Origin of the sequence: Streptococcus sp. HMSC061D10, from assembly GCF_001808865.1 — a bacterium.
Taxonomy (GTDB): Bacteria; Bacillota; Bacilli; order Lactobacillales; family Streptococcaceae; genus Streptococcus.
In genome coordinates this window covers 101,595-119,480 of record NZ_KV795020.1, presented here as the reverse complement: position 1 = coordinate 119,480, position 17,886 = coordinate 101,595, and the positions used below count along the sequence as shown (strand labels likewise).

The window sequence follows — 17,886 nt, the reverse complement described above, 5'->3', positions numbered from 1 at the left end:
ATTTTAAGGAGTGCTTATGTTTTTCTTTTATTTTTTTGCAGACAATGAAATTACTGCAGTAAATACAGAGGAATTAGAGGGCTATGACGGCTCAATTAATGCTTCTAGTGTAGATGATTTTTACAGTCAAGTTAAAAGTAATGGCTTAGAAATTTCAGATGAAATTTTAGAAGATGTAGAAGAAGCTTTTGCTGATTTAGATGATGAGGAACAAGATGTTGTTCCTGAAGGATTTAGAATAAAGCACTGGGTAAGTAATCGTTCATTTGGTGAACTAGTTGATATGTTCAAACATAATGAAATTGAGAAACCTGAAATGCAAAGGAAGTTTGTTTGGACATCGCTTAAGAGTTCTAGGCTGATTGAATCGATTATACTAGGTCTTCCCATACCCCCTCTTTTCCTTTTGGAGGTAGATGATAATAGATACGAGATTATTGATGGTTATCAACGTTTAACTACATTATATAACTTTATAGAGGGGCACCCATGGACAGGTCTTAAAAGCGATAAAAAAAATATAACAAGTCGATTATCAAGAAAGAATGTTTTTCCTGAAATTGCTGGAAAATCCTTTAAGGAACTACCAGAGGAGTACCAACGAAAAATTCGTAGAAGTACTATATCTCTAGTAGAGTTTAAACAGCTGAACCCAGGTGATTTTAGTTCAAAATATTTAATTTTTGAAAGAATTAATACTGGTTCAGAAAAATTAAATGGCATGCAAATAAGAAAGTCGTTAGCTTATGGTCCATTTATAGAGTCATTGTATAGAGCTGCAAGTCAATCAGAAAATTACCTATCATTGTTTACTTCAACTCAGATTAAAAAAGATCTTCATGTAGAAGCGTTCCTTAGAATTCTTGCAATGTCAGATATATACTACGGAAAATTTAAATCTAGCAAACAAGGTATTAAAAATATACTAGATGAATATGGGGAACAAAAGAAATCAGAAAGTATTTCAGAAGAAGTAATTAGCAAATTATTTAGTTCCTTAGATCAGTTGTTAGAATTTTTCGAAGCAAAAAAATTATTTAGAAGAGTGAACGCGAATCGAGATATTGAAGGTATTCTAAATTTTGGTATTTTGGAATCTCTGTTAGGGGTTATGGTATTTGGTGGATATAAACTTCCTAATAATTTTAATGAGAGGTATATCAATCATATGGGACAGTTATTCGATGGTTATCTATTAGATGAATCGCATAATCCATTTTCTACAAGTACTGGGAGTGTATCATCAATTAAAAAGAGATTTGAGATTTTTGAAGGAATGCTAGAAAAGTAAATATAATGATTGATTATAATGAATTTAAAAATCGTTTATTAAGATTAAAGGAAACACTGGAGAGAGTACAGAAAATAGATGGAAGTCTTGCAGATGATCCAGAGAAACATCGGAATTTTGCAAAAGAAATTGAAATTGACTATACAGATTTGAAGACTATATATGAATCGAGTGAATTAAATTTGATGATTGAATACTATACTTTTTCAGAACAACTAGTAAAAGAATTAGTTTTTTCAATTTTGACTGTTGAGTCCTCAAATGATAATAAGCATTTAGAGAAATTTTTGAAAAATAGTTTCCGTAGAAATAAATACAGCCCTAGTTCGCGGTTTGAACACATAAAAAAAGATGTTTTAGATAAGTATATTCAGACTAATGACAAAAAATTAATTTTCTTGTTTTTTAACACTGATGGTGATTTCACTGAGATACATGATTCGTTAATAAAAGCAAGGCATAAATATGCTCATAATAGTATTAAGCCTGATTTTAGTATTTCAGAATATGTTGAAAGATCTTTACCTAGTTTAGATTTTTTATTAAACGAATTTATTAATATTGAAAGCAATTTAGAATCAAGGCTGTCGTTACAAAAACTTATACTAGATTCTGATAAGATGAAAAGCCAGTTGGATAAACTTAATATTCGTTCTCCATGTTATAAAAATAAATTGAAAGATTTTAAGAACAATTTAAAAAGTATCATGAATTATCAAAGTCAGTTAGAATGTACTTCAAGTGTTTATAATGAAATTTTTGAACAGTCTAAAAAATATCAAACTTTAGATTTGAGGTTATCAAAGAATACTTTAAAAGCTAGATTAGAAGAAATTAAATTTGTTTTAAGAAAAATGAGTAAATAGAGTCAAGAGAATTTTTGAACTCTTAGAATTTGTTGTTAAAACAATCCCAGCCAAATCAACTTTTGGCTGGTTTTTATTGTCTAAACATGTTATAATTAAATTACCTAAAAGGTAATTTAATTATAACGGAAAGGGATATATGAAGCTTATCTATACAAACAAAACTGTTGAAAAGCAGTGCACAGAGCTAAGGCGAGCGAAAAAGGATTTTTCGGATAAGGTTGCTGTAAAGTTGCATCAGTTGATTACCTTTTTGGAAGCAGCGGATTCTTTGGCTAGTGTGACGGCTTTTCCTAAGTATCACTTTCACCAACTCAAGGGAAAGAGACAGGGACAGTTTGCTTTGGATATAGATGGTCGAAGGAGTTCCTATCGGTTGATTGTCGGTTTTCGTGAAGAGGATGTAGAAAAGATATTTTCCAGTCCCATTGAAATCGAAATCCTAAAAATAGAGGAGGTCAGCAATCACTATGAGTAATAAAATTGTTGAATACAAAGACCTGATTGCTTTTCATCCAGGTCAGTATGTTGAAGAGTTGATTGAAGATTATAACGTAACTCAGAAAGAATTTGCGGAGCGCTTAGGAGTTTCAGCAAAGACTGTCAGCAAGCTGGTCAATGCTGAGGAGTCCATCAGTAAAGAAACGGCACATAAGCTTGCCAAGCTAAGCGGGGTTTCCATGCAAACTTGGCTCAATCTTCAGAATGCTTACGATGTAAAAGTGGCAGAGATTGTAGAACAAAAAGAGCTAGAAGAAGGTCGCGAGAAGGAAATCTGCGAGATGATTGATTTCAAGTATTTTAAGGCAGAAGGCTACCTTCCAGATAAACGCTATACATTGAAAGAAAAGATTGTCGAGCTTCGCAAGATTCTAGGTGTGGCAAGTTTAGAAAATCTTACATCCTTTAATCATCTAGTCAGCTATCGTAATACGCGTGAGTTTACAACTAAAAGCATAGTCAACTCCAATATCATGCTGGAATTGGCATCAAAAAAAGCACGTGATACAACAACTACTAAGCTCAACCGCAGAAAGCTAGAGAGAAGCCTGCCTGCGTTGAGAAAGTTGACCAGACAAGACCTAGAAGTCTTTCCTCAACGCTTATATGATATCTTGCTAGATTGTGGTGTTGTCCTAGTCGGTCTACCTGCTTTGCCAAATGCTAATCTGAATGGGGCGACTAAAAAATTCAGTAATGGTAGTGCCTTGCTTTTACTTACGGATAGAAACAAAGTGTCAGACATTTTCTGGTTCTCACTTTTTCATGAGATTGGGCACATTTTGGAGAACGATTTTTCATCTGATGACGGAAATAGTGAATCCTACCGACGTTCTGAGGAACGAGCAGATCAGTTTGCAAAAGATTTCTTGATTAGACCGGAAGATTATCAAGCTTTTGTCAAAAAAGGAAATTTTGATAAGTCGGATATTCTAGATTTTGCAGAAGAAATCGACATTCATCCTAGCGTCGTTTTAGGCAGATTACAAAATGAGGGCATTCTCAGTTTTGACCGTTTCCGAGAACTAAAAGAGAATTATTACTTTGTTTCCTAAGAGTCAGGAAATTTTTAGAAGAAGAAAAAAGATTCATACAGTCAGTCATGTGAAATCATTTATTCGCTTATTTTTAAAATACAACTTTGTTTCCATATTTCCTGGGAACTAATAGAAGTTAAGGAGAAATATGGAAAACAACAACCAACGTGCCCTTTGTCAGCAACTCTGGGCGGAAAATAAATACCTTGTTTTAAGCCATTCTAGTAATATTTACAAGGATATTCGCCAGTATCTCAAGCAAGAAGTGGTGGAGCTGAGTCAGGTTCAAGAGATGATTGACCGTGCCTGCCAGCTTCCAGAACATAGGGGTCAGGTTTGCAATGCCTTCCAGCATATTTGGGGCTATTTTAAAAAGCAAGCCAGCCTTGATGAGCGCAGAGACTATATGCTCTTGCTGGATCGCTATCGCTTTAGTCAAGCTTCCAAGGAGGACTTGATTGCTGAGACCAGAGATTTGCTTGAACGCTATCCAAATACCTACTTGCAACATTCGACCTTGTTGAAAGGAGACTCCCATGAGACTTTGGCATGAGACTTTGATTTCACAACTTCCCCGTCCTCAGCTCTTGGGGCAACATCGAGAGTGCTGTGCCCTTCGTGGCAATGGCTGGGGCAGAAAGCATGCGACGGTTGACTATGTCTTTACCTACTCGCCCTATCGTCTCTATGCCTATCATCGTTTGATCATGGAGGAGATGGCTAGCCGTGGCTACAATGTCAGTCCAGAGTGGCTAGACAAGAACTACCGTGGCAAGACCTGTCCTTCCTATGAAGACTTAACAGAGGAGAAATTGCAAAGTCCTATCTATAGCGAACATGACGCTGCCTACTATGAGGAGTGTCTGGCTAATCTCCGTGAAAAGGGGATAGAACTGGAGTGATAATAAGGATTATAACTCTTTTCGTAAAATTTTCGAATAATAAAAATGAGACCTTTAGAATGATTCTAAGGTCTTCTTTTTATAAGTATTTGGATTTACTTTTAATAACTTTTGAGTTATAATTAAATTAGAAAGAGGTTGTTGGTGCATACGATTTACTTCTATAAGGACAAAAATGGAAACGAGCCAGTTTTGGATTATATGAGAGAATTGGCTAGTCAGAAAAGTAAGGATAGTCGTATTAAACTCAATAAACTAAACGACTATATTGAGTTGTTGAGTCAACATGGGACTAGAGCTGGTGAACCCTATATTAAACATTTAGAAGATGAGATATGGGAATTAAGACCTCTTAGGGACAGGATTTTATTTGTAGCTTGGATTGATGGGAGCTTTGTTCTCTTACATCATTTTGTCAAAAAGACTCAAAAGACTCCTAGAAGAGAAATTGAAAAAGCCAAGCGTGAACTGAAGGACTTAAAAGAAAGAGGGTTAAGTGATGAAAAATAGTGCCATTGGGAGTAATTGGAAGGATGTCCGGTCTCAACTCTTTACCAAGGAGGAAATCCTTGAAAGTGATATGCGAGTGGCTATCATGAGTGAGTTGATTGAGGCTAGACATGAGCAAGGAATTAGTCAGAAAAAGCTAGAAGAACTTAGTGGAGTGAGCCAGCCTGTCATAGCTAGGATGGAAACAGGAAAGACGAGCCCTCAGTTGGATACGGTCTTAAAAGTTTTAGCCAGTTTAGGAAAGACACTAGCAGTCGTTCCACTTGAACAGGAAAAAAGTTGATTAAACTGACCTATAGTCTTTTCTAATAACAAGCCATAGGCAACTCTCGGTTTAATCAAGTTTGACTATGAACATGGCTATCTTGAAAATCTATTAACCATTGTCTATCAAGGATTTGGGGAATCTTCTCCAAATCTTTTTTTGTGCTTTAAAAAGTGATATAGTTTCAAACTATATCAAAGCCTAATTTTTTACAATTATACAGATGATTTCTTTTCTGTTAAGATAGTTTCAACAACAATTTTTGGAGGACAAAACATGTCAACTACAATTATCGGTTTCCCTCGTTTGGGTGAATTCCGCGAATTAAAATTTACAACTGAAAAATACTTTAGAAAAGAAATCTCAGAAGAAGAACTCTTGGCTGCGGCTAAAGAATTGCGTGCAAAACACTGGAACATCGTCAAAGAAAAAGGCATTTCTGAAATCCCATCAAATGACTTTTCTCACTATGACAACTTCCTAGATGCAGCTTTCCTTTTCAACGTAGTTCCTGCTTCAGTACAAAACTTGGACTTGTCTGACCTTGAACGCTACTTTGCTTTGGGACGTGGTTACCAAGGAGAAAAAGGGGATGTTCGTGCCCTTCCAATGAAGAAATGGTTCAACACTAACTACCACTACATCGTTCCTAAATTTGAAAAAGACACTCAAGTAAAATTGGCTGGTCACAAGATCTTTGATGAGTTCCAAGAAGCTAAAGAACTTGGTCTTAACACTCGTCCTGTCCTTGTAGGACCATTCACTTTCCTTCAATTGTCAGACTTTGAAGAAGGTGTGAAAGCAGAAGACTTCGTAGATAGCTTAGTGGCTGCTTACCAAGATGTTTTTGCGAAATTGGCTGAACTTGGTGCAACTCGTATCCAACTCGACGAAGCTGCTCTTGTCAAAGATTTGACAGAAGAAGAAAAAGCTCTCTTCTTGAACCTCTACAACAAACTATTGGCTGACAAAAAAGGTCTTGAAGTCTTGCTTCAAACTTACTTCGGTGACGTTCGTGACGTTTACGCTGACCTTGTGAAATTGCCAGTAGATGCAATTGGTCTTGACTTCGTTGAAGGTAAGAAAACTCTTGAACTCGTTAAAGGTGGCTTCCCAGCTGACAAGACTCTTTATGCAGGTATTGTCAATGGTAAGAACATCTGGCGCAACAACTACGAAAAGAGCTTGGCGATTCTTGAGCAAATCCCAGCTGAAAACATCGTTTTGACAAGCTCATGTTCACTTCTTCATGTGCCATTTACAACAGCAAATGAAGACTTTGAACCAGCTATCTTGAACCACTTTGCTTTTGCAGTTGAAAAATTGGATGAGATCCGTGACTTGGATGCTATCCGCAACGGTCAAGGTGCAGAAGTTCTTGCAGCTAATAAAGAACTCTTTGCGACTGAACGTGTTGGTGAAAATGCGGAACTTCGTGCGCGTATCGCTGGATTGACTGACGCAGACTACACTCGTTTGCCAGCCTTTGCAGAACGTGAAGCAATTCAAGAAGAAGCATTCAAACTTCCAGCTCTTCCAACAACAACAATCGGTTCATTCCCTCAAACTAAGGAAGTTCGTGCTAAACGTTTGGCCTTCCGTAAGGGTGAATTGTCACAAGAAGAATACGATGCCTTCCTTGCTGAAACCATCGACGAATGGATCAAATGGCAAGAAGAAGTTGGATTTGACGTGCTTGTACACGGTGAATTCGAGCGTAATGACATGGTTGAGTACTTCGGTCAAAACTTGTCAGGTTACCTCTTCTCTAAAAACGGTTGGGTACAATCATACGGTATGCGTGGGGTTAAACCACCAATCATCTGGGGTGATGTGACTCGTCTTAACCCAATCACTGTGAAATGGTCTAGCTACGCACAAAGCCGTACGGACAAACCTGTTAAAGGTATGTTGACTGGACCTGTTACAATTCTTAACTGGTCATTCCCACGTGAAGACATCTCTATCAAGGATTCTACTCTTCAAATCGCTCTTGCTATCAAGGATGAAGTTCTTGACCTTGAAGCTGCAGGCGTGAAAATCATCCAAATCGACGAGGCTGCTCTTCGTGAGAAATTGCCACTTCGTCGTAGCGACTGGTACGAAGACTACCTTGACTGGGCTATTCCAGCCTTCCGTTTGGTACACTCAACAGTGGCACCAGACACACAAATCCACACTCACATGTGTTACTCAGAATTTACAGATATCATCCCAGCTATCGACAACTTGGATGCAGACGTTATCTCATTTGAAGCTAGCCGTTCAAACCTTGAAATCTTAGACGAACTCAAAGCGAAAAACTTCCAAACAGAAGTTGGACCTGGGGTTTACGATATCCACTCACCTCGTGTGCCTAACGAAGGCGAAATCGACCACACAATCGAAGCAATCCTTGCTAAAGTACCAAGCAGAAAAGTTTGGATCAACCCTGACTGTGGTTTGAAAACACGTGGTATTCCAGAAACGAAAGAAAGCTTGATCCGCCTTGTAGAAGCTGCGAAAGCTGCGCGTGAGAAATTGTAAGAAAAGACAGTTCTCCATACATGGTGGATCAGTAAGAAATCAACTAGAAAAGGTTTATACATATGTCACGTCAAACACCGTCCCTCTCATTTGAAGTTTTCCCTCCAAACCCAGCAGTAGGCAATGACAAAATTATTGCGGCCCTGAAAGATATGCAGGATTTGGCCCCACACTTTATCAGTGTGACTGCCAGCAATAATAAATTTAATATCAAAGAGACGACGGTTCGTTTGGCAGACTATATCCAAAATGACTTGGAGATTCCGACCATTGCTCACTTGCCAGCTATCTATCTGACTAAGGATAAGGTGGCTGAGACCATTGCAGATTTGGATAAGGTTGGGGTACAGAAAATCTTGGCTCTTCGTGGCGATCTCATTCCAGATGTTGAACCACAAAAGGACTTCCGTTATGCGACAGATCTGATTGAATTCATCAAGGAGCAGGCGCCACACTTTGAAATTATTGGCGCTTGTTACCCAGAAGGGCACCCTGATTCACCAAACCAAATCTCAGATATTCAAAATCTGAAAAGAAAAGTAGATGCAGGCTGTTCAAGTCTTGTCACTCAGCTTTTCTTTGATAATGAGCGATTCTACGATTTTCAAGATAAATGTACCTTGGCAGGGATTGATGTTCCTATCCATGCTGGAATTATGCCAATCCTGAATCGTAACCAAGCGCTTCGTCTCTTGAAGACTTGTGAGAATATCCATCTCCCACGTAAGTTTAAAGCTATCTTAGACAAGTATGAGAATGACCCTGAGTCACTCAGAGCAGCAGGACTTGCCTATGCCGTGGACCAAATCGTGGACTTGGTAACGCAAGATGTAGCAGGCGTGCATCTCTACACCATGAACAATGCAGATACTGCTCAGTACATTCACCAAGCAACCCATGCCTTGTTTAATCACCAATCTTTAGGATAATAAAAAGCAAACCATTCTTCTTTTCCTAGAGGAATGGTTCCTTTTTAATAGAAAAGACAGCACTTTTTAAGAAAAATATGATAAAATAGACTCTGTACGTACTTGATACAAAGATGAGGGTATTAAATAATACAATGCATTCAAACTGCAAGGTTTAGCGACACGAGCGAGTTAAATCGATATTATTTGACGAGGGAGTTAGTAAAGCATTTAGCTAATCGCATGATAGCGATTAGCGTGAAAGGCTTAGATGCTTTAGCATCAAACCTTTCTAATGATTTGTATCTTGAGAATTGAACACGCCTACAACTCTGTGGAAAAAGATAAATCTGCCTAGGAGCAGTCGCTCCGTCGTCCGATTTCCTATTTTCCTTTGAGTTGCTTAACGGCTTTGTATCTTGATCTTTGTAGGCAAGGCGTATAATATTATCAATCCAAAGGGGATTAAAATGACAAAACATGTGTTTCAAACGACTTTTGCGGGTCGTGAGTTGATTGTAGAGACTGGTCAGGTTGCTAAGCAAGCAAATGGCTCTGTTGTCGTGCGTTATGGTGAGTCAACTGTCTTGACTGCTGCTGTTATGTCTAAGAAGATGGCAACTGGGGATTTCTTCCCGCTTCAAGTCAACTACGAAGAAAAAATGTATGCGGCTGGGAAGTTTCCTGGTGGCTTTATGAAACGTGAAGGACGTCCTTCAACAGATGCGACCTTGACAGCGCGTTTGATTGACCGTCCAATCCGTCCAATGTTTGCGGAAGGTTTCCGTAACGAAGTGCAAGTGATCAACACAGTCCTTTCTTACGATGAAAATGCATCTGCACCAATGGCAGCCATGTTTGGTTCATCATTAGCCTTGTCAATCTCAGATATTCCATTTGACGGACCAATCGCTGGGGTACAAGTGGGTTATGTGGATGGCCAGATCGTCATCAACCCAAGTCAAGAACAAGCAGAGCAATCGCTTCTTGAATTGACAGTAGCTGGTACCAAGCACGCTATTAACATGGTAGAGTCTGGTGCCAAAGAATTGTCAGAAGAAATCATGTTGGAAGCCCTTCTTAAAGGACACGAAGCCGTTAAAGAATTGATTGCCTTCCAAGAAGAAATCGTTGCGGCAGTCGGAAAAGAAAAAGCAGAAGTAGAATTGCTTCATGTAGATGCTGAATTGCAAGCTGAAATCATCGCAGCCTACAACAGCGACCTTCAAAAAGCTGTTCAAGTTGAAGAAAAATTGGCGCGTGAAGCTGCAACTCAAGCAGTTAAAGACCAAGTCACAGCAGTTTACGAAGAAAAATATGCAGACCACGAAGAATTTGACCGTATCATGCGTGATGTGGCTGAAATCTTGGAACAAATGGAACATGCAGAAGTGCGCCGTTTGATCACAGAAGACAAGGTTCGTCCTGACGGCCGTAAGGTCGATGAAATCCGTCCTTTGGATGCACAAGTGGACTACCTTCCTCGCGTACATGGTTCAGGTCTCTTTACTCGTGGACAAACTCAGGCTCTTTCTATCTTGACTTTGGCGCCAATGGGTGAAACGCAAATCATCGATGGTTTGGATCCAGAGTACAAGAAACGCTTCATGCACCACTATAACTTCCCACAATACTCTGTTGGTGAAACTGGACGTTATGGTGCGCCTGGTCGTCGTGAAATTGGTCACGGTGCTCTCGGTGAGCGTGCTCTTGCTCAAGTATTGCCAAGCTTGGAAGAATTCCCATACGCTATCCGTTTGGTAGCAGAAGTCTTGGAATCAAATGGTTCTTCATCTCAAGCATCTATCTGTGCGGGTACTCTTGCCCTTATGGCTGGTGGTGTGCCAATCAAGGCACCAGTAGCAGGTATTGCCATGGGTCTGATTTCAGATGGAAACAACTACACCGTATTGACAGATATTCAAGGTTTGGAAGACCACTTTGGAGACATGGACTTTAAGGTTGCAGGTACTCGTGACGGGATTACAGCCCTTCAAATGGATATCAAAATTCAAGGGATTACTGCAGAAATCTTGACTGAAGCTCTTGCTCAAGCCAAGAAAGCTCGTTTTGAAATCCTTGATGTCATTGAAGCAACGATTCCAGAAGTTCGTCCAGAATTGGCTCCAACTGCACCGAAAATTGATACTATTAAGATTGATGTGGACAAGATTAAGATTGTCATCGGTAAGGGTGGAGAAACCATCGATAAGATCATCGCTGAAACAGGCGTTAAGATTGATATCGACGAAGAAGGAAACGTGTCTATCTACTCGAGCGACCAAGCTGCCATTAACCGTGCCAAAGAAATCATTGCTGGTTTGGTTCGTGAAGCAAAAGTGGATGAAGTCTACCATGCCAAAGTGGTTCGGATCGAGAAATTTGGTGCCTTTGTCAACCTCTTTGACAAGACAGATGCCCTCGTACACATCTCTGAAATGGCTTGGACTCGTACTAATAATGTAGAAGATTTAGTTCAAATTGGTGATTTTGTAGATGTGAAGATTATCAAGATCGATGAAAAAGGTCGTGTAGATGCTTCTATGAAGGCACTCTTGCCACGTCCACCAAAACCTGAACGTTCAGAAGAAAAAGGGGATAAAGGTCATCGTCATGGCGATCGTCCTCGTCACCACCACAAGGACCACAAACCTAAGAAAGAAACTACAGAAACACCAAAAGACTCAGAATAAGAAAAGGAGAATTGTATGGGATGGTGGCGTGAAACCATTGATATCGTAAAAGAAAATGATCCAGCGGCTCGCACCACTTTGGAGGTTCTTTTGACCTATCCTGGTGTCAAAGCCTTGGCTGCCCACCGTCTCTCTCATTTTCTCTGGAAACATGGCTTTAAGCTTTTAGCTCGCGTGCACAGCCAGTTTTGGCGTTTTTGGACTCAGATTGAGATTCACCCTGGAGCTCAGATTGAATCAGGTGTCTTTATCGACCATGGTTCAGGTCTTGTAATTGGGGAGACGGCTATCGTTGAAAAAGGGGTTCTTCTCTACCACGGGGTAACTCTTGGAGGGACAGGGAAGGATGTTGGCAAACGCCATCCGACCGTTCGTAAAGGAGCTCTCATCTCTGCTCATGCTCAAGTCATTGGACCTGTAGAAATCGGTGAAAATGCCAAAGTCGGTGCTGCAGCGGTTGTCGTAGCAGATGTTCCTAGTGATGTAACGGTTGTCGGTATTCCTGCCAAGATTGTCCGAGTGCATGGGCAAAAGGATGAACCAACCATTCACGAAGTTGAAGTAAAACGGGAATACTACGTCAATAAACTTGAGCAGGCGAGAGATGCCAGTCACAGTTCGTCTGGTTTGTAGAGGATACCTATATGATTCAAGCAAGAAACAAGTTAAGCCAAGAGGAGTTATCTGAGGCGAAAAAACTAATTAACTGTTGCCAAAACTATGACGGTACCTATCGTGATCCCTATCTCTCTAACATGCTTAATTTTGACCCAAACATGCCCGCCTTTTTCCTTTATTACGAAAAAGGCGAACTTGTTGGCCTATTAACCGTCTATGCAGATGACCAAGATGTGGAAGTGACGATACTGGTTCATCCAGGTCATCGTCGTCAAGGAATTGCGCGTGCATTGTTTACTGGTTTTGAGAGAGAAACAGCTTCTTTTCCTATTCGTTCAGTTACTTTTCAGACAGAGCGTGTCTTTCTAGACCGTTACCCTGATTTTGTCAACAACTGGGGACTGGTCGAGGATGAAGAGACAGAAACTTGGTTAGGTAAGGATAGAAGACCTTATCCGTTAGCAAAACTTTCCAATCTTGAAGTTTTGTTAGCAGATTGTTCGTATCAGGATCAAATTAGTCAGTTAAAATTTCAGGCATTTTCAGAGGAACATGAATCTAGAGAAGTTGTGGATAGATATGTCGCTGAAGCTCTGAAAGATCCAGAAAGTCGCTTATATATTTTATTAAAAGACGGTCAGGTTATTGGAACTTGCACGGTTGATTTATCAAGCGATACGAATTACTTCTACGGTTTAGCAATATCGGAACCTGAACGTGGAAAAGGCTACGGAAGCTATCTAGCAAAATCCCTTGTCAACAAACTGATTGAGCAAAATGACAAGGAGTTTCAGATTGCCGTGGAAGATAGCAATGTAGGAGCCAAACGTTTGTATGAAAAGATTGGCTTTGTTAAACAGACCCAGGTGGTTTATCTGAATGCGAAAGAGTAATAAATGCTATTAGAAGAATTTGAAAATGTGCCTGCTGTTATAGAGCCAACTAATCGAAGCCTCCTTAGTGGTGGAGAAATCTGTGATACCATTATCTTGTCTTTTAATGGAGAAATCCTTGAACGAGTAAAGCAGATAGATGGTGTCTACGAAGGTGGTTATCTTACCAATCTAAATGGCAAACTGCCATGGTATATCTATGAAAAAGATGGGAGTAAGGTAGCAGTTTCTATGGCTCTTATTGGAGCTCCAATGGTTGTTGGACTCTTAGAAGAACTCAAAGCAAGAGGATTTAAGAACTTTATCGTTTTAGGATCTTGCGGAGTTCTAGACCAGTCTATTCAAGCAGATAAGATTATCCTACCAAGCTCGGCTTTACGTGATGAAGGTACTAGTTATCACTATGCTCCAGCAAGTGATGAAATAGTCTATGAGCAATCTTTACTCTTAACTATGGAAAAAGCCTTGGATAAAGCTGGCATTGAGCATATTCGAACAAAGTCTTGGACCACAGATGCCTTCTATCGTGAGACAGCTGCTAAAGTCAAACGAAGACTAGCAGCAGGAGCTAGAGTTGTAGATATGGAAGCTTCAGCTATCATGGCCTGGGCCCAATATCGACTAGCCAATGTCTATCAGTTTTTCTACACAGCTGACTATGTCGACCATCAAAATCACGAATGGGATGCTAGACGCGAGGATAGAAAAGCGGATGCTATGACTTTCTTTGAGATAGCCCTAGTTATTGCTCAAGAGTTAGTTTAGACTAGTCTTTACGATAAATTCGAAACAAGAGAGGAAGGGAGCCTAACGGAAAACATAGCAATAAAACTTCCGTAGTGACTCCCTTCATCTTTTTACTGTATTCTTCTTTTATGTTTAGAAAGGAGCAAGGAAATCCGATTTGTGACAGGCAATCGGACTAAAATTTAGTTGAACAGTTAGTTATGAAAATATCTGTTTATGAATTTTAGCTTTCCTGACTATTATTTTATGATTAAAATCTATGACACCATGTCTCGTGATTTACGAGAATTTGTCCCGATTACAAAGGGAGAGGTTCTCATGTATGTCTGTGGGCCAACTGTATACAACTACATTCACGTAGGGAATGCCCGCTCGACAGTAGCCTTCGATACCATTCGTCGCTACTTTGAGTACCGTGGTTATGAGGTTGCCTACATTTCCAACTTTACCGATGTAGATGACAAGATTATCAACCGAGCCAAGGAAGAAGGCATCACACCTCAAGAAGTAGCGGACAAGTACATTGCTGCCTTTCGTGAGGACGTGACGGCTTTAGGCGTGAAGCCTGCAACTCGTCATCCTCGTGTAGTCGAGTTTATGGATGATATTATTCGTTTTGTTGTTGATTTGATTGAAAAGGGCTATGCTTATGAGAGTCAAGGAGATGTCTATTTCCGTGTGGAAAAATCTCATAACTATGCTAAGTTAGCTAATAAAACACTAGAAGACTTGGAACTAGGTGCTTCAGGTCGTACAGATGAGGAAACAGTTCGCAAGGAAAACCCTGTAGACTTTGCTCTTTGGAAATCTGCTAAACCAGGTGAGATTTCTTGGGACAGTCCTTGGGGACCTGGACGTCCAGGCTGGCATATCGAATGTTCGGTCATGTCAACGGAGATTTTGGGTGATACCATCGATATTCACGGTGGTGGAGCTGACCTTGAGTTTCCTCACCATACCAACGAAATTGCCCAGTCTGAAGCTAAAACAGGCAAGACCTTTGCCAACTACTGGATGCACAATGGTTTTGTCAATATCGACAATGTCAAGATGTCTAAGTCTTTGGGGAACTTCATTACGGTACACGATGCTCTCAAAACTATCGATGGTCAAGTGTTGCGTTTCTTCTTTGCGACCCAGCACTATCGTAAGCCAATCAACTTTACGGAAAAAGCAGTGCGAGATGCAGAGACCAATCTCAAGTATTTGAAGAACACCTACGAGCAACCATTTACTGGAACTGTAGATGCGGGGGAGTTGCAAGCTTTTAAAGATAAGTTTGTAGCTGCCATGGATGAAGATTTCAATACAGCTAACGGAATCACCGTTGTCTTTGAAATGGCCAAGTGGATCAACTCAGGAAACTATGATGCGGCTGTCAAGGAAACTCTTGCTGCCATGTTGGAAGTCTTTGGAGTGGTCTTTGTTGAGGAAGTTTTGGATGAAGAGATTGAAGCCTTGATCCAAAAACGTCAAGAAGCACGTGCAAATAAAGACTTTGCAACAGCTGACCAAATTCGTGACCAACTAGCTGCACAAGGGATTAAATTGCTTGATACCAAGGATGGAGTGAGGTGGACACGTGATTGATGTCAATCTCATTAACGGGATTGCTCTAGCCTTTGAAGGAGATGCGGTTTATTCTATGTATATCCGTCGCCATCTCATTCTCAAAGGCATGACCAAACCCAATAAACTCCACCAAGAGGCAACCAAGTATGTGTCGGCCAAGGCTCAGGCACACTTGATTTCCCTCATGCTGGAAGAAGAAGTCCTAACGGAAAAAGAGGAAGAAATCTATAAACGGGGCCGCAATACCAACAGTCATACCAAGGCTAAGAATGCGGATGTGGTAACCTACCGTATGTCCACGGGTTTTGAAGCGGTCATGGGCTATCTTCATATGACTGAAAATGTGGAGCGCCTCGAAACCTTGATTTCTTGGTGCATCCAAAAAGTGGAGGGCTAGAGATGATTGCAAAAGAACTACTGGATTGGTTTCCTGACGGTAAAATCTTAGATCAGCCAGTTGATAAAGAGGGTTATCTAAGTCTACCTCTGTCAAATTATCAGTGGCTTTTGCTTGAGGAAGCTAGTCTTAGCGAGCGTGAAAAACAGCTGGTAGCTCTCTTAACCAAACAGGAGCAAACCATTTCCCTCAATCCTTGGTATACTTATCTGGTCGAAGGTAAGGGACAGGCACCGCAAAACTTTAAAAAGTTGCAGCTTGTTTATTGTCACCTCTCCTATTTCCAACAGGAGAATTTGACGTCTTGGTTAGAGATGATGGGAACCCTCTTTCCAAATTGTCAAACAGTGCTTCAGGTGGGAGCGCAGGATTACATTTTTGTTCTCCAACAGGATAAATACACCTCTGTTCGCTCTATCTTGATGGATACCTTGGAAGCCGTAGAATACGATTTTGGGGTTCGCTTATCCATCATGCTAGGACAGGTCTGGTCACAGACAGGACATCAGGCTCTGCCAGATCTCATCAAAGCAGAACGTGACTTGTTCAAAAACTGGTGGCGACAAGGGCATCAAGGTTTCCATACTTTTTCTCAACTTTATCTTTGGAGTTTGGGCGAAAGACAGGTTGATCTTAGACTGATCAAGGACTATCTCCGTCAGCAAATTCTAGATCAAGATCAGATTCAGGAAATCATCCTTTCACTGTGGGAAAACAGTGCAGTCCTGACAAAAACAGCTCAGCAGTTGTATTTGCACCGTAATTCTCTCCAATATAAGATTGATAAATGGGAAGAATTGACCGGTCTTCAGTTGAAAGAATTGACTGACCTCACCTTGTGTTATCAGTTAATTTTACCAGATATAATATAAAGTTTTGTGCAAGTTGCACAGAACTTTTTTATTTTTTTGGTCACCTTGCCATAGATTAGTTAAGCGTTTTCATCTATAATAAAACTATCAAATGACAAAAGGAGTTCTCCACAATGGTAGAATTAAATCTTAAAAATATTTACAAAAAATATCCAAACAGCGAACACTATTCAGTTGAAGATTTCAACTTGAACATCAAAGACAAAGAGTTTATCGTTTTCGTAGGCCCTTCAGGATGTGGTAAATCAACTACTCTTCGTATGATTGCTGGTCTTGAAGACATCACAGAAGGTACTGCATCTATCGATGGCGTGGTTGTCAACGACGTAGCTCCAAAAGACCGTGATATCGCCATGGTGTTCCAAAACTACGCTCTTTACCCACACATGACTGTATACGATAACATGGCCTTCGGTTTGAAATTGCGTAAATACAGTAAAGAAGACATTGACAAACGTGTACAAGAAGCAGCAGAAATTCTTGGTTTGAAAGAATTCTTGGATCGTAAACCAGCTGACCTTTCTGGTGGTCAACGTCAACGTGTTGCCATGGGTCGTGCAATCGTCCGTGATGCCAAAGTATTCTTGATGGACGAACCTTTGTCAAACTTGGATGCTAAACTTCGTGTATCAATGCGTGCTGAAATCGCTAAAATCCACCGTCGTATCGGAGCTACAACTATCTACGTAACTCACGACCAAACAGAAGCGATGACACTTGCAGACCGTATCGTTATCATGTCAGCAACTAAAAACCCTGCTGGTACAGGTACTATCGGACGTGTTGAACAAATCGGTACTCCTCAAGAAGTTTACAAAAACCCAGTTAACAAATTCGTAGCAGGATTTATCGGAAGTCCAGCTATGAACTTTATCAACGTTAAATTGAACGGTGACCACATCGTTGCTGACGGCTTTAACTTGAAAGTTCCAGAAGGAGCTTTGAAAGTTCTTCGTGAAAAAGGTTACGATGGTAAAGAATTGATCTTCGGTATCCGTCCAGAAGATGTGAATGCAGAACCTGCTTTCCTTGAAACATTCCCAGAATCAGTTGTGAAAGCAACAATCTCTGTATCAGAATTGCTTGGTTCAGAATCTCACCTATACTGCCAAGTTGGTAAAGATGAGTTCGTTGCTAAGGTTGACGCACGTGACTACTTGCAAGCTGGTGCAACAGTTGAACTTGGATTTGACTTGAACAAAGCTCACTTCTTCGATGTAGAAACTGAAAGAACAGTTTACTAAGATAGATTTGTATCAATTAGCACTACTAGAGTTTTTCTGGTAGT

General features: G+C 40.3%; 18 protein-coding genes. All 18 read left to right on the top strand.

Annotated features, from left to right (window positions below):
- The first annotated feature begins 16 nt into the window (after nucleotides 1-16).
- Nucleotides 17-1,291: a DUF262 domain-containing protein gene (locus HMPREF2728_RS07245; protein ID WP_083280568.1), complete on the top strand. Its 1,275-nt coding sequence runs from the start codon at nucleotides 17-19 to the stop codon at nucleotides 1,289-1,291.
- 5 nt (nucleotides 1,292-1,296) lie between these two features.
- Nucleotides 1,297-2,157, top strand: coding sequence for a hypothetical protein (locus tag HMPREF2728_RS07240; protein WP_075227494.1), 861 nt, complete (start codon nucleotides 1,297-1,299; stop codon nucleotides 2,155-2,157).
- A gap of 139 nt (nucleotides 2,158-2,296) precedes the next feature.
- Complete coding sequence (locus HMPREF2728_RS07235) at nucleotides 2,297-2,635, top strand: type II toxin-antitoxin system RelE/ParE family toxin (RefSeq protein ID WP_075227493.1); 339 nt, start codon at nucleotides 2,297-2,299, stop codon at nucleotides 2,633-2,635.
- Nucleotides 2,628-3,713 (top strand): HigA family addiction module antitoxin, encoded by a 1,086-nt coding sequence (locus HMPREF2728_RS07230; RefSeq protein WP_075227492.1) that lies wholly within the window; start codon nucleotides 2,628-2,630, stop codon nucleotides 3,711-3,713. Before HMPREF2728_RS07235 ends, HMPREF2728_RS07230 begins: the two co-directional genes overlap by 8 nt.
- Nucleotides 3,714-3,843: 130 nt before the next feature.
- Nucleotides 3,844-4,248: a YbgA family protein gene (locus tag HMPREF2728_RS07225; protein ID WP_075227491.1), complete on the top strand. Its 405-nt coding sequence runs from the start codon at nucleotides 3,844-3,846 to the stop codon at nucleotides 4,246-4,248.
- Complete coding sequence (locus tag HMPREF2728_RS07220; RefSeq protein WP_075227490.1) at nucleotides 4,232-4,597, top strand: TIGR02328 family protein; 366 nt, start codon at nucleotides 4,232-4,234, stop codon at nucleotides 4,595-4,597. Before HMPREF2728_RS07225 ends, HMPREF2728_RS07220 begins: the two co-directional genes overlap by 17 nt.
- A 144-nt stretch (nucleotides 4,598-4,741) precedes the next feature.
- Nucleotides 4,742-5,107, top strand: a complete 366-nt coding sequence (locus tag HMPREF2728_RS07215; protein WP_075227489.1) for a type II toxin-antitoxin system RelE/ParE family toxin — start codon at nucleotides 4,742-4,744, stop codon at nucleotides 5,105-5,107.
- Nucleotides 5,097-5,390: a helix-turn-helix domain-containing protein gene (locus tag HMPREF2728_RS07210; protein ID WP_000797748.1), complete on the top strand. Its 294-nt coding sequence runs from the start codon at nucleotides 5,097-5,099 to the stop codon at nucleotides 5,388-5,390. The genes HMPREF2728_RS07215 and HMPREF2728_RS07210 overlap by 11 nt, the downstream gene beginning before the upstream one ends.
- 258 nt (nucleotides 5,391-5,648) lie before the next feature.
- Nucleotides 5,649-7,898: a 5-methyltetrahydropteroyltriglutamate--homocysteine S-methyltransferase gene (gene metE / locus HMPREF2728_RS07205; protein ID WP_075227488.1), complete on the top strand. Its 2,250-nt coding sequence runs from the start codon at nucleotides 5,649-5,651 to the stop codon at nucleotides 7,896-7,898.
- Nucleotides 7,899-7,960: 62 nt separating this feature from the next.
- Nucleotides 7,961-8,827 carry a methylenetetrahydrofolate reductase [NAD(P)H] gene (gene metF, locus HMPREF2728_RS07200; RefSeq protein WP_075227487.1) on the top strand — a complete coding sequence of 289 codons (867 nt, stop codon included), beginning with the start codon at nucleotides 7,961-7,963 and terminating at the stop codon, nucleotides 8,825-8,827.
- A 449-nt stretch (nucleotides 8,828-9,276) separates the two neighbouring features.
- Nucleotides 9,277-11,499, top strand: a complete 2,223-nt coding sequence (gene pnp, locus HMPREF2728_RS07195; protein ID WP_075227486.1) for a polyribonucleotide nucleotidyltransferase — start codon at nucleotides 9,277-9,279, stop codon at nucleotides 11,497-11,499.
- Between the two features lie 15 nt (nucleotides 11,500-11,514).
- Nucleotides 11,515-12,132, top strand: coding sequence for a serine O-acetyltransferase (cysE, locus tag HMPREF2728_RS07190; protein ID WP_075227485.1), 618 nt, complete (start codon nucleotides 11,515-11,517; stop codon nucleotides 12,130-12,132).
- Between the two features lie 11 nt (nucleotides 12,133-12,143).
- Nucleotides 12,144-13,010 (top strand): GNAT family N-acetyltransferase, encoded by an 867-nt coding sequence (locus HMPREF2728_RS07185; RefSeq protein ID WP_075227484.1) that lies wholly within the window; start codon nucleotides 12,144-12,146, stop codon nucleotides 13,008-13,010.
- Nucleotides 13,011-13,013: 3 nt separating this feature from the next.
- Nucleotides 13,014-13,775, top strand: a complete 762-nt coding sequence (locus HMPREF2728_RS07180; protein ID WP_075227483.1) for a nucleoside phosphorylase — start codon at nucleotides 13,014-13,016, stop codon at nucleotides 13,773-13,775.
- 228 nt (nucleotides 13,776-14,003) lie between these two features.
- Nucleotides 14,004-15,347, top strand: coding sequence for a cysteine--tRNA ligase (gene cysS / locus HMPREF2728_RS07175; RefSeq protein ID WP_070460268.1), 1,344 nt, complete (start codon nucleotides 14,004-14,006; stop codon nucleotides 15,345-15,347).
- Nucleotides 15,340-15,726: a Mini-ribonuclease 3 gene (locus tag HMPREF2728_RS07170; RefSeq protein ID WP_045763483.1), complete on the top strand. Its 387-nt coding sequence runs from the start codon at nucleotides 15,340-15,342 to the stop codon at nucleotides 15,724-15,726. The genes cysS and HMPREF2728_RS07170 overlap by 8 nt, the downstream gene beginning before the upstream one ends.
- Nucleotides 15,727-15,728: 2 nt before the next feature.
- Complete coding sequence (locus HMPREF2728_RS07165; protein WP_075227482.1) at nucleotides 15,729-16,598, top strand: helix-turn-helix domain-containing protein; 870 nt, start codon at nucleotides 15,729-15,731, stop codon at nucleotides 16,596-16,598.
- 113 nt (nucleotides 16,599-16,711) lie between these two features.
- A complete protein-coding gene (locus HMPREF2728_RS07160; RefSeq protein ID WP_075227481.1) occupies nucleotides 16,712-17,842 on the top strand; it encodes an ABC transporter ATP-binding protein in 1,131 nt (376 codons plus the stop codon).
- The last annotated feature ends 44 nt before the right edge of the window (nucleotides 17,843-17,886 follow it).